At 54.4% G+C, this 12,814-nt stretch carries 12 protein-coding genes; 4 read left to right on the forward strand and 8 right to left on the reverse strand.

From position 1 onward, the window contains the following. Window positions 1-63: 63 nt before the first annotated feature. The 3 genes from ACRTGH_RS11700 to ACRTGH_RS11710 all read right to left on the reverse strand — a co-directional run bounded on the left by ACRTGH_RS11700 (window position 64) and on the right by ACRTGH_RS11710 (window position 4,117). Window positions 64-618, reverse strand: coding sequence for a hypothetical protein (locus ACRTGH_RS11700; protein ID WP_368845872.1), 555 nt, complete (start codon window positions 616-618; stop codon window positions 64-66). A 144-nt stretch (window positions 619-762) separates the two neighbouring features. Next, complete coding sequence (locus tag ACRTGH_RS11705; RefSeq protein WP_368845871.1) at window positions 763-2,184, reverse strand: radical SAM family RiPP maturation amino acid epimerase; 1,422 nt, start codon at window positions 2,182-2,184, stop codon at window positions 763-765. A gap of 100 nt (window positions 2,185-2,284) precedes the next feature. Beyond that, entirely contained in the window at window positions 2,285-4,117 is a 1,833-nt protein-coding gene (locus ACRTGH_RS11710) for a RiPP maturation radical SAM C-methyltransferase (RefSeq protein ID WP_368845870.1), read from the reverse strand. 112 nt (window positions 4,118-4,229) lie between these two features. Between ACRTGH_RS11710 and ACRTGH_RS11715 the strand changes: the two genes are divergently transcribed. After that, entirely contained in the window at window positions 4,230-5,114 is an 885-nt protein-coding gene (locus tag ACRTGH_RS11715; protein WP_368845869.1) for an RluA family pseudouridine synthase, read from the forward strand. A 92-nt stretch (window positions 5,115-5,206) separates the two neighbouring features. Beyond that, the gene (gene fba / locus ACRTGH_RS11720; protein WP_368845868.1) at window positions 5,207-6,196 is read left to right on the forward strand and encodes a class II fructose-1,6-bisphosphate aldolase; all 990 of its coding nucleotides are present in this window, start codon (window positions 5,207-5,209) and stop codon (window positions 6,194-6,196) included. A gap of 182 nt (window positions 6,197-6,378) precedes the next feature. Here fba and ACRTGH_RS11725 read toward each other — a convergent pair whose 3' ends face one another. Further along, window positions 6,379-6,690: a hypothetical protein gene (locus ACRTGH_RS11725; protein WP_368845867.1), complete on the reverse strand. Its 312-nt coding sequence runs from the start codon at window positions 6,688-6,690 to the stop codon at window positions 6,379-6,381. Window positions 6,691-7,235: 545 nt separating this feature from the next. Here ACRTGH_RS11725 and ACRTGH_RS11730 point away from each other — a divergent pair. After that, window positions 7,236-8,123: a fructose bisphosphate aldolase gene (locus ACRTGH_RS11730; RefSeq protein WP_368845866.1), complete on the forward strand. Its 888-nt coding sequence runs from the start codon at window positions 7,236-7,238 to the stop codon at window positions 8,121-8,123. A 142-nt stretch (window positions 8,124-8,265) separates the two neighbouring features. Further along, complete coding sequence (gene rpmB, locus ACRTGH_RS11735) at window positions 8,266-8,457, forward strand: 50S ribosomal protein L28 (protein WP_368845865.1); 192 nt, start codon at window positions 8,266-8,268, stop codon at window positions 8,455-8,457. 89 nt (window positions 8,458-8,546) lie between these two features. Here rpmB and ACRTGH_RS11740 read toward each other — a convergent pair whose 3' ends face one another. The 4 genes from ACRTGH_RS11740 to ACRTGH_RS11755 all read right to left on the reverse strand — a co-directional run bounded on the left by ACRTGH_RS11740 (window position 8,547) and on the right by ACRTGH_RS11755 (window position 12,793). Continuing rightward, window positions 8,547-8,945 carry a RidA family protein gene (locus tag ACRTGH_RS11740; protein WP_368845864.1) on the reverse strand — a complete coding sequence of 133 codons (399 nt, stop codon included), beginning with the start codon at window positions 8,943-8,945 and terminating at the stop codon, window positions 8,547-8,549. Between the two features lie 61 nt (window positions 8,946-9,006). Next, a complete protein-coding gene (aroH, locus tag ACRTGH_RS11745; protein WP_368845863.1) occupies window positions 9,007-9,372 on the reverse strand; it encodes a chorismate mutase in 366 nt (121 codons plus the stop codon). Between the two features lie 105 nt (window positions 9,373-9,477). Further along, entirely contained in the window at window positions 9,478-11,085 is a 1,608-nt protein-coding gene (locus ACRTGH_RS11750; protein WP_368845862.1) for an ABC1 kinase family protein, read from the reverse strand. Between the two features lie 85 nt (window positions 11,086-11,170). Continuing rightward, window positions 11,171-12,793, reverse strand: coding sequence for an ABC-F family ATP-binding cassette domain-containing protein (locus ACRTGH_RS11755; protein ID WP_368845861.1), 1,623 nt, complete (start codon window positions 12,791-12,793; stop codon window positions 11,171-11,173). Window positions 12,794-12,814: the final 21 nt, after the last annotated feature.

Genomic DNA, 12,814 nt, shown 5'->3' on the forward strand with positions numbered 1-12,814 from the left:
GCGCATAGTCTCACTATGCGCCCGTGCCGAATCTTCATGATGCAGCATAAAAGGCAGCTGCGCTCAGATCACCACGATTACACCGCAGACGACCGCGACAACCGACGATTCCGCCGCGGCCGTCTGCGTAGTGACGACCGTTAAGACTTCCACTTCGGTTACGGCTGCCACCACTTGTACAGCTGCCTCCACCTGAACTGCCACATCCGCCTGAACCGTTGTCACGCCGGCAGCTGCCACGAGGGCAAGCTCCGCTTTCGTCAACGTCTTGGGAGACGCAGGAAGCGGCAGGTAGCGAATGTCCTCCGTATCCTGGATGAGGCGCAGTTCCACGCCTTCCGGCAGGATCTGCTCCGTCTTTTCCGCACGGTTCAGCAGCCGCCGCGAAATCTCCTGCACCGACTTCTGCGCACCTTCATGCGGCAGCACGAGGTATTCGACGAGTTTCGGCGCCTCCACGACCTTGTAGGTAACGCCCTCCTCAATCGGGATCCCCGTCTCCTTCAGCACGCTCTCCGGATCTTCCTTGAAACGCTTGGCGAACGCCTCATCGTTCCAGCACTTTTCAACGATTTCCGCATAGAGGATCCTCGGATTCCTCGTCTTCTTTCCTTCCATCGTTTTTCCCCCTTTTTTCTCTCAAACCCAACATCCTTTCGACAGCTTCTTGAAAAACTACCGTCGCACATCCCCCTTCTTCCTCGCAAACTCAGCCGCTTCTGCCTGCGACGATGCAGGAAACAGCAGCCGGAATCACGCCTCTCACGAAAGCTCATAAGGCTCCAGGAAAAGTCCGGCCTGTTCGAATTTCCGCAGCAGGAAGAACACGATTGCCGGCGTCATCCCTTTCTCTTCCATCAGCTGTTCTGCAATGTCATAGGCGCATCTCCCGCCCTCCTGCAAGAGGTGCAGCACCTCGCGGTAGCAGACTGCCGGAATTGTCTCGTCGCTGCAGAAGGACAGCCAAAACCGCTCCTCTCGGAAAAACCGGACGCCTTCCGCCGTATCTTCCGCCGAAACCCCACGGCGCAGGAAGAGCGGCATCGTCTTGGGAAATTCCTTCCGCATGTACTCCTTGATCATATACGAGATGAGACGCTTGAAATCCTCCAAATCCGCAAAACCTTCCTTCGCGATGATCTGCTCCCCCGTCGGCTGCTCGGCGGACGCCGAACAGGGCGTCAGAAGGCGCACGGAGCGTTCCGCCATGTTGACGACGAAGCCGCTGACGCAGGAAATCGTATCCTCGTCCCCGACGCCCACCTTGGCTCTTTTTATGGAGCGGGCACGGCCCACTTTGGCGAAGCAGTTGGCCGGAGCTTCAGAGAACTGCGGCAGAAGCTCGACGCGGACAAGCTCTTCGGGCGTGAAGAATTCATGTATGCGATGCAGAGTGTCAAGGTTCAGCACGGAAAAGCGGTGCACGCCTGCACTTCGCTCCAGCGCCCATGCGAGATAATCCCTCGTCCTCTCGGGTCGGCGCATGGCTGCCGCCGTAGTGACCTGCGGCACGACGCCGAAGATCTCATAAAAGTCCGCCGTCCATGCCTCATAAGCGGGATTATCAAAAGGCTCTGTCGCATAATAGCACGTTCCCGCGCCCGCTGCTGCCCCGACCGTCTCCTTCAGATAGAGCAGTATACCGCGCCACAGCGCGCGATTCGCCTCATTCCTTTGAAAAACCTGCTGCAGTTTTCCCGCCGACAGCCCGCAGAAAGGACAGCCGACCGAACATCCGAGGCTGAGTTCGAAGGTCACGGGGACATGAATCAGAGCGGCATTGTGCAGCCCCATCTCCATCCAGCAGCGATTGCGCTGGCGCCCGCGCCATGCGCGGAACATCGGCTCTTCAGGCACGCAGTCCGCATCGACCATGCGTTGACGGCTCTCGAACTTCTCCCGCACGAAGGCGCGGTAGCGCTGCACCGTGCGCGGCAGTGCCTCCGGCGGATCTTCGCTGTGTTTTTCCGCCTCCTGCTCGATGGCAAGGATGCGCAGAGCCTCGATATCGCCCCGCAAGCCATATTCTGTCAGCGTCTTTTCCGGCGCCTCCTGAAAACGCCCGGCAAATCCCGGCTCCATCGTCCACAGCTCCAAAAAGCGCTTTGCCTGCCCAACTTCTGCAAGATATGCCCCATCCTTCATATCGAGCGTCATGATTTCTCTTACTGCCGCATTGTGCATCGCATACCCCTCTTTTGCAAAGCTCTTGCACATGGGAACCACGGATAAATTCAGCCCCCAGCCTCACGCATCTGCACGACTTCATTTTATCAGCGTTCCCCTACTTTCCCGACTCCACCGCCAGGGCAAGGATCTTGCCGCGCATCTCCAGCAAAAGCCCTACCGCCAAAAGAAAGACCAGTGCCTCCTCTGCCGCAGCCTTTCCAAACGATTTTTCCAACATCTCGACAAGTCCCTGCTTCTCCTGCGGATCATCCGCCGCCAGATAAAGTTCGCGCGCCGCACCGCGCAGGGTGTAGAACGTCTTCTTCGCACAAAGCCGCAGGTCTTGAATCTCGACCCGATCGGGGAACACCTGCATGTCGAGCCTTTCCCGATAATCGCTGGCGTACCTCGCATTCCATGCGTTCACAACTGCTTCCACTTCCTTATAGACCGCGGGCAGGGGCCTCTCACCGATCGCATCGTACTCATAGGCGATATCCGCGATATATGCCTCGTTGTCCCAGGCAACGTAATCATAGATTTCCGCCGGCCGCAGTTCCAGGCCATAGGCGGCAGGATCATTGCAATAGACGCTGCTCCTATGATAGCGGATATGCCGGAAAGCCGTGGGCGGTTCCAGATGGCGGATGAGCGGCAGAAATGCCAGCATTTCTTCGTAAGCTTCCACAGGCTCATCGGGGAAACCGTAGAGAAGGTTCCAGATAATCTGCACCTTGCAGAAGCGTGCCTGTTTCAAGAGCGCCACATGCGCGATCCCGGTATTCCCCTTGTGCATGATATTGAGGATATCGTCATGCAAGCTCTCAATACCCGGCTGAATCTCATTAATATGCACCCTCGCCAAACGCTCGAGATCGCTCTTTTTGAGATTGGACTTGATCTCCGTCAGGATGCCCTTGCCCGGCGGATTTTCTGCCAGCAATTCCGGCAATTCCCGCAAGTGGCGGCGACTCAATATACTGTCACAGAATACGATCTTATGGTCGCCGTATTTTTCCAGAAGCAGGCGGAGCTCCGACGCAAAATGCGGCGTGCTCTTTTCGCGATAGGTGCGCACCCTGCCGTTCAGGCCGCAAAACGTGCAGGGATGTTTGACCCCCCACCAGCAGCCCCGCGAACCTTCCGCGAGAAGGAGGCAGGCTTCCTCTTCCCCACGCCTGAAATGTTCGGGATGCGCCTTGACGACCGCGAAGAAATCGTCGAAATCCGGCAGCGGCAGCGCATCAAGATCCTGCGTCAGGCGATGCGGCAAGCATTCCGGCAGAGGATCGCCCCGGCGCAACACGCCGTAGGGCAGTGGCAGATCCTTTTCGTCCAGAATGTTCCGGCAGACGGAGGAGAAAATCTCATCCGCTTCACCGAAAAACACATAATCGACAAACGGAAAGAAGTTGAGATACGCCCTTCCCCCTTGATCCATGCAGTTGGAGCCGCCGACCATGGTCACGAGGGAAGGCTCCCTTTCCTTGAGCCGTCGCAGGATGGCGAGCGTCGCATTGTTCTGTTCGAACTGCGAAACGATGCCGACAATGCGCGATCCATGCGCGAGCACAGCTTCCACCGTCTCTTCCACGGCAAGCCGCGCCGCTTCCGTCGCACGCGGCAAAAACTCACACACAGCCGCCTGCAGCGCCGACGACATCCCCATGCGGCGGAGGAAGCCGAAATACTCCTCTCTCCCCTTTTTCGCCGACAACCCCGCCAGAGGCAGGAACAGCCATTCCGACATCCTGTAAATGCTGAGCAGCAGGAGTATCTCGGATCTTTTCAAAGCGAGTCGGAAACGCAAGTCGCCATGCTCCACCCGACAGGAAATACCGTCCCGCAGCAAGCACGCCTTCAACAGCCCCATAGCCAGAGAAGGTGATGCAAATTCCACCACAGGAGGAACAACAAGGCAAACCTCGGTTCTCTCTCCTCGAGCCATAGCACACCGCCTTACGCACGACAACGCATCCGTTATCTGCTATAATCATTCTATCATGAGAATCTCATTTATTTATCGAAAAACTAATCCAGCGACTTAAGGAAGTGTGCGCATGAGCCAGACCATACTACGCCTCCCCGAAGGCATGCCCGCTATGGAGCTTCGTGAATTTCTGCAAAAGGAATGCGGCTTTTCAACGACGCTTTGGAAAAGACTGCGGCGCTCGGGCACGTTTTTACTGAACGGCCGTTCAGTGAATGCCGCGTGCGCCTGCATCCAAGGCGGCGACGAGCTTCGCTGGCAGCTGGACGAGGAGAGTCGCATCGCTCCCGCAGACATCCCCATAGACATTCGTTACGAGGACGATTCCCTCCTCATCATCAACAAACCCGCAGGCATGCTCGTGCATCCGACGAACGGCGAGCACAGGCGGACCCTCGCCAACGCCGTACTTTTTCACTACGAAACACACGGCGAAAATCATGCCTTCCATCCCGTGCACCGCCTCGACCGCCAGACGAGCGGACTCGTGCTCATCGCCAAGGAGGCACACGTACAGCACCTGCTTTCCGCTCCCGACAAGATGAGCATGGATCGCATCTACCTCGCCATCATCGAAGGCGCACCGCCCGAGCCTTGCGGCACAATCGATGCGCCCATCGCACGCCGCCCCGGCAGCATCATCGAACGCATGGTCTCTTCTGCCGGACAGCCGGCCGTCACGCACTACGAAACCCTTTGCACAAAAAACGGACTTTCCCTCCTCTCGCTCCGCCTCGAAACGGGCCGCACGCATCAGATCCGCGTCCATCTCGCACATATCGGGTATCCTCTCTTAGGCGACGATCTCTACGGCGGTACAAAAGAACGCATCTCTCGTCAGGCGCTGCACGCGACCCGTCTCTGCCTCCGGCACCCTTTTTCCGGAAAAACCGTTGCCGTGACAGCTGCCCTTCCCAGAGATATGAGGACATTCTTCCCTGACATCCCCGGATAGTAAACGCTTTTGCAAAACCGTCATGACGCTCCTCTTAAAATATGGTATAATAATCGTGTCAGATTGTATCATCTTTACAGGAGGTTGAGATTATGCCATTAATCGGAACAAAAGAAATGTTCAAGAAAGCTCACGAAGGCGGTTACGCCATCGGCGCCTTCAACGTCAACAACATGGAGATTGTCCAGGGTATCACCGAAGCGGCCGCCGCTTTGAAGTCGCCTATCATCCTGCAGGCTTCCGCCGGCGCCAGGAAATATGCAAAGCCCGCCTACCTCAAGCATCTCGTCCAGGCCGCCCTTGAATGCGAAGATCTGCCCATTGCCCTGCACCTCGACCACGGCCCGGACTTCGAAACCTGCAAATCCTGTATCGACGACGGCTTCACCTCCGTTATGATCGACGGCTCCCACTTGAGCTTCAAGGAGAACATCGAGCTCACAAAGCGTGTCGTCGAGTACGCCCATGAGCACGGCGTCGTCGTCGAAGGTGAACTCGGCCAGCTCGCCGGAATCGAGGACGATGTGAAAGTCGCTGCCGAAGATGCCCATTACACGCGTCCCGAGGAAGTCGAGGAGTTTGTCTCGAGCACGGGCGTCGATTCCCTCGCCATCGCCATCGGCACGAGCCACGGCGCTTTCAAATTCAAGCCCGAACAGTGCACGAAGAATGCCCAGGGCGTTCTTGTCCCGCCCGAACTGCGCTTTGACATTCTCGCTGAGATTGAAAAGCGTCTGCCGGGCTTCCCCATCGTACTGCACGGCGCTTCCTCCGTCATTCCCAAGTACGTCAAAATCATCAATGACAACGGCGGCAACCTGGCCGATGCCATCGGCATTCCCGAGGATCAGCTCAGAAAGGCCGCAAAATCTGCCGTCTGCAAGATCAACATCGACTCCGACCTGCGTCTTGCCATGACAGCAGGCATCCGCGAGCACTACAAACAGCACCCCGAACACTTCGACCCGCGTCAGTACATCGCGCCGGGCCGCGACTATATCCGCGAGCTTGTCGAGCACAAGATCAAGGAAGTCCTCGGCTCCGACAACAAAGCTGACGAAGTCATGGCTCTTCTGAAATAAAATCTTCAAGAGGCGCCAACGAGACAAATTCATAACACTGCAAAAAGAGCTGTGCGCACGAGTCTGATTCAACTCATGCGCACAGCTCCTCTTTATTCGTGCCCGCAATTCGATATGCTATTTCATCTCTCTCATATTTCACAGACAAGAAGGATTTTCCTTTTCATGGCTGCCTTGGTGCATTAAATCAATATGGTTTTCAGATGTGTATTCCTTCTGGAGGTCTTGCCATTGTCCCCTTCTCCAATATTTTCGATTCTTTGGATATGGAAGACGGCCCCCTTGCCTTCGGCGCCTTCATCCGGCTCCTGCGCCGGCGTCTCAATTTCCAGCCGCGGCGGATGCAGCCGACGTTGCCTTTCCAGCTCGGCCTCCCGGGCTTCATCCATCTGGCTCTGCCGCACGCCCGCATCGGGCGCTGCAGCCTGGACGGACGGAGCCGAAAGGCCGGCGAGGAGCAGGAGCATCATCCCTGCATATCGTTTTGTTTGCATATTCTTCATCCCTTTGAGAGTTTTCCGGGATTTTGCGTTTTGCGTTATTATACGCTCCCTGTTTCTTTGGGAATATGGATTGGAATCAACAACCAAAGGACAGAAAATATAACAACGAATAAAAATAAAACGATATTTAGTATCTCATTTAAGAGAAGCAATGTGCAAAAGGAAAAAAGAATTGTTTTTTTATAGGTAAATCCAACGGCTCGTTTGATCATAATACTCAAGAACAAAACCCTTGAGGAAATTGTAAAAACAAAGATGCTTACGACAAGAATGGCATACAGTTCTCCCGGCATATTTTCATCTGCTTTGACGATTTCCATTCCTATAACACAAACGATTTGCATTACAGCTAAGATGATGCATACCACCCACAGCTTCAAAAAACAGATAGAAGCAGGAATAGATATGTTTGGAAATTTTGAGAAGATACGGGCGCCGCTCTTTTATTTTTGATAATTATTTTCAATTTCATTGTATTTCCCCGTCAATCGCGTTATAATATGAACAGTGACCACCATACTAAGGAGGTATGTAAAATGAACCAGGAGCAACTCGATCGCATGAAAAACGGCAAGGGCTTTATCGCCGCCCTCGACCAGAGCGGCGGTTCCACGCCGAAGGCGCTCAAGGCATACGGCGTCGACGAAAGCGCCTATTCGAACGATGAGGAGATGTTCACCCGCGTACATGAGATGCGCACGCGCATCATCAAGAGCCCCTCTTTCCAGAAGCAGGAAATCCTTGCGGCAATCCTCTTTGAAAACACCATGGACCGCAAAATTGACGGCCTCTACACGGCAGATTTCCTTTGGGATAAGAAAGGCATCGTACCGATTCTGAAGGTGGACAAAGGACTTGCCGCCGAGGCCGACGGTGTGCAGCTCATGAAACCGATCGACGGTCTCGGCAGCCTTCTCGATCGTGCGCTTGAACGCCACATCTTCGGCACGAAAATGCGCTCCGTCATCAAGCAGGCAAACAAGACGGGCATCCGCGCTATAATTGAGCAGCAGTTCTCCGTAGGCAAGGAAATCATAGCCAAGGGTCTCGTCCCCATCCTCGAACCCGAGGTAGACATCCATTGCCCCGCCAAAGAGGAGGCCGAGGCAATCATGAAAGACGAGATCAAGTCACATCTCGCCAAACTGCCTGCCGACGATAAAATCATGCTCAAGGTCACGATCCCCACGGTTGAGAATCTCTATGAAGATCTCATGCAGGATCCGCATGTCGTGCGCATCGTCGCTCTGAGCGGCGGCTATCCGCAGCACGAAGCCAACGAAAAGCTTGCTAGGAACCACGGCCTGATCGCCAGCTTCTCCAGAGCTTTGGCGGAAGATTTGCGTGCAAACCAGAGCGATGCGGAGTTCGACAAGGTTTTAAAAACCGCCATCGATGGTATCTACAAAGCTTCAATCACCTGACAACATGAGAAAGAAAAAAGCGAGGGGAGCACCTGCTCCCTCGCTTTTTTCTTTCTCCTTGCACTTCCCTTTTCTTTGTGGTAAAATACTTTTGTTGTCTATGGCGCAAGTTTTTTCGCGTCATCCAAAGGAGGTGTGCCCCATGGCAAGTGTTTGCGAAATCTGTGCAAAGGGCGAAATGTCCGGCATGAATGTCAGTCATTCGCATGTGAAGACGAAACGCAAGTGGAAGCCGAATATCCAACGTGTCCGTGCTGTTGTTGAAGGCGAAACAAAACGCGTCAATGTCTGCACGCGCTGCCTGCGCTCCGGCAAGGTGGAACGCGCCAACTGATTTAGTGCACAAAATCAGGAATGATATATCATAAAACAAGCCGTTGAACCTAGGTTCAACGGCTTGTTTTATGATATATCCACTTTTGTTTAATACGAAAAATTATGTCCCTCGAATGCAATGCAATCGATTTCGATCAAAGCATCTTTCGGAAGTCTGGCAACCTCAACGCAGACACGGGCAGGCGGGCAACTCGGGAAATATTTTGCATAGACGGTATTCATCGCCGCAAAGTCATCGATATTCTTCAGATAGACCGTCGTCTTGACGACATCTTCCAAAGAGCATTCATCGGCCTCAAGAACGGCCTTGAGGTTTTCCAGTACGCGCTCCGTCTGTTCGGCAATGCCGCCGGCGACAAGCTCTCCCGTTGCCGGATCGATGGGAATCTGTCCCGACGCAAAAATCGTACCGCCGGACGAGCGTATTCCCTGCGAATACGGGCCAATAGCCTTCGGCGCAAGCTTCGTAACAATTTCTCTCTTCATGCTGCTGCACTCCTTTTCATAGAAACAAACATGACATCATGGCGGAAACGGCCTGCCTCCCCTACTCCTCCATTTGGAGATCCGGACGCAGTGCAATCGCACCGCCCAAATAGATATGGCGAATATCGCTCTGCGGCTTGTCCGTATCAACGAGCAGCAAGGCTCGGATACAATGCGGCAAAGCGTTCTCGACATCAGGCTCCATTGTATCGAAAAGCGGCACGGCATCAAATCCCTTCAGAAAGCGTGCTCCTGCCGCGGGAAAGGCCGCTTTGAGATCGGGCGTCGCCGAAAAAATCGCTGCACCGATATCCTTCGGCGCGATCTTATTCGTGCGGCACATACCCATGACCATAAGCTTCACAGCCTGGTATATCTCATCTTTCGTATCCTTCTCTACCGTGATCGCACCCCTGATTCCACGCACGGGAATCCCTCCTATCCTACTTTATTCCCCATATAAAATGAAATACTGTCCCTATGCAAATTATACCTTATAAAGCTTCAATTTCCTACTATATTCTTTCCGACCTCAGCGTCCCCGCAGGATGCTCCAGAGCAGCCGGAAGGCAAGCAGCATAGCCGCCAGATAGCCAAGAACCCCCAGAAAAGGAATCTCCATGATCTTCGGCGTCATCTGCGTTGTGCATATCGTGCTTGAACCAAGGAGCAAAGCCGCGCTCAAAAGGGCAATGATCAGCTTGTTGATCATCTTGTTGAGACGGGTCAATGGCTCATCCGCACCTGTAAGTTCAAGATTGACCTTTGTCTGTCCGTTCAGCGTCATGCGCAGAATATCCGATATCTGTTCCGGCAGCTGCAAGGATTTCCGCAGCAGGATATATCCCTCGCGCTTCGCCTTGGCGACTTCCTCGCGCCAAGTGAAACCGCGCGTGAAGTTCAGTTCCATGCTGCGCGCCAGGATTTCCACAAAGCTAACATCAGGGCAGATCAGGCGCATGAGGCCTTCGATCGTCATGACACCGCGGCAGAACATACTGATGCCCGGCGCCATGGCAATGTGATGACTGCGCAGCACATTCATGATTTGCCGCGAAAGCACCCCCATCCTGAGCGCACGGAAATCAAGGTCGCCATACTGCACCATGAGTGCGTCGATATCCTGGTAGAGTCGCGCATGGTCGATGCGCTCCTGCGGCACGCCGAGCGAGAGAACAGCAGACTTCATCTCGAATGTATCATGCTGCGCCAGCGCGAAGATCGCCTTGCGGATCGCGCCGCGATCCTTGTTCGAGAGACGCCCCATCATGCCGAGATCGAGCCAGACAATCCTGCCTTTTCTGACCCAGATATTCCCCGGATGCGGATCAGCATGAAAATAGCCGTCATCAATGATCTGCTTCACATAATTTTCGCCCAGACGTTCGCCCAAGCGCCGGATATCCAGGCCAGCCGCTCGGAGGCCGGCCGTGTCATCGATCTGTATGCCCTCGATATACTCCATGACGAGTACATGCTGCGTCGTCAGATGGCGGTAAACCTTAGGACAGGTGACGAAATCCACATCTAGGTTCGCATGGCGGAATTCATCAATGTGGTTCGCTTCCATGACGAAGTCCATCTCCTGCTTGGCAATCGCCCAGAGTTCATCGAGCACCATGCTGAAATCGACAACGTCCTGCGTCGGGCCAAGAATCTTCAGAATACCTGCAGCACGCTTCAAGAGAACGATATCCTTGCTCATCACATCGTGCACGCCGGGGCGCTGGACCTTGATGACGACTTTCTCGCCTTCCTGCAGCACCGCACGATGCACCTGCGCGATGGAGGCAGATCCCAGAGCCTCTTCATCAATCGATTGGAAGATGCGCGTCCATCGCTGCTGATATTCCTGCTCGATGACCTTCTCTATGACGGAAAACGGCAGCGGCTTCGCCTCTGTCTGAAGCTTCATCAGCTCATCGCAGTATTCCTGCGGCAAAAAATCCGGCCTCATGCTCATGATCTGGCCAAGCTTCACGAAGGTCGGGCCGAGATCCTCAAGAATCAAACGCAGCTTCTCGGGCGTTATGCCATGGACGATGTCGCGTTCCCGAAGCACCTCGACCATTTCGCGCAAGCGGTTCGTCGACCCTTTATCCTTTTTGCTCAACGCTCCTTCAAAGAGTCTTACGAGCATCGTATCACCCGCCCTAAAAAGACAAAGCCGCCTGCTGCGGCGGCTTTCCCAGACTTCTGCGGCAAAGGGCATCCCCGCCCCGGTCTCACGCCTTGCCGTATTTCTCCTCAAGCTGCTGGCGCACCGTTTCGTTTTCAAGGAATTCATCGTATGTCGTCACGCGGTCGACGACACCCTCAGGCGTAAGGTCAATAATGCGATTGGCGATCGTCTGGATAAACTCGTGGTCGTGCGAGACGAAGAGCACCGTTCCCGTAAAGGCGATGAGCCCGTCGTTCAAGGCCGTGATGGATTCGAGATCGAGATGGTTCGTCGGCTCGTCCAAAAGAAGCACATTCGCTCCCGAAAGCATCATGCGCGAAAGCATGCAGCGCACCTTCTCGCCTCCGGAGAGAACTTTTGCCATCTTCTGGCTTTCCTCTCCCGAGAAAAGCATCCGTCCCAGAAAACCACGAACGAACGATTCATCCGGATCGCGCGAATACTGGCGCAGCCAATCGACAAGAGTCAACTCAACATCATCGAAAAAGTCGTTGTTGTCCTTTGGCAAATACGACTGCGTTGTCGTTACGCCCCACTTGAAGGAGCCTTCGTCCGCCTCCATCTTGCCCATAAGGATTTCAAAGAGCGCTGTCTTGCCGACGGTGTTCGGCCCGACAAACGCCACCTTGTCGCCCTTCTTCAAGGTGAAGCTCACATTGTTCAGCACCTTCTCGCCGTCAATGGTCTTCGTCAGCCCGCTGACCTGCAGGAGCTGATCGCCCGCTTCTCTGTCAGGGGTAAAGGCGATGTAAGGGTAGCGACGCGAGGAAGGCTTGATATCGTCGAGCGTGATTTTCTCAAGCAGCTTCTTGCGCGAAGTCGCCTGCTTCGATTTCGAGGCATTAGCGCTGAAACGCTGGATAAAAGCCTGAAGCTCCTTGATCTTTTCCTCTTTCTTCTTGTTTTGATCCTTTGCCATCTGCAGTGCAAGCTGGCTCGACTTCAGCCAGAAGTCGTAATTTCCTGCATAGAGCTGGATAGCGCCGAAGTCTACATCAGCGATATAGGTGCAGACCTGGTTGAGAAAATGACGGTCATGGGAAACAACGATGACCGTATTCGGAAAATCATCGAGGAACGCTTCCAGCCAGTTGATGGATTCAATATCCAAGTGGTTCGTCGGCTCATCGAGGAGCAGGATGTCCGGGCTGCCAAAAAGAGCCTGTGCCAGAAGCACGCGAACCTTTTCCTTATCCGTGAGATCCGCCATCTTCTTGTGGTGTTTGTCCGGTTCGATGCCGAGGCCGTTCAGGAGACGTTCCGCTTCCGGCTCCGCATCCCAACCGTTCATATCGGCAAACTCCGCCTCAAGCTCCGAGGCCTTCATGCCGTCCTCATCCGAAAAATCAGCCTTTTGGTAAAGCGCATCCTTCTCGTCCATGATCTCCACAAGGCGCTCATGCCCGAGCATGACCGTGCGCAGCACCTCCACATCATCGAAAGCGTAATGATCCTGCTTCAGGACGGCAAGGCGCTCACCCGGTGTGATATCGACAGAACCCTTCGAAGGCTCGATATCGCCGGAAAGCACGCGAAGGAAGGTAGACTTGCCCGCTCCGTTTGCTCCGATGACACCATAGCAATTTCCCGGCGTAAACTTGATGTTCACATCCTTGAAGAGAACACGCTTGCCAAATTGCAGTGTCAGTCCGCTTGTACTAATCATAAAATGCGACCCTCATCCTTC

The sequence above is a fragment of the Selenomonas oralis genome (assembly GCF_051603425.1).
GTDB classification, from domain to species: domain Bacteria; phylum Bacillota; class Negativicutes; order Selenomonadales; family Selenomonadaceae; genus Selenomonas; species Selenomonas sputigena_A.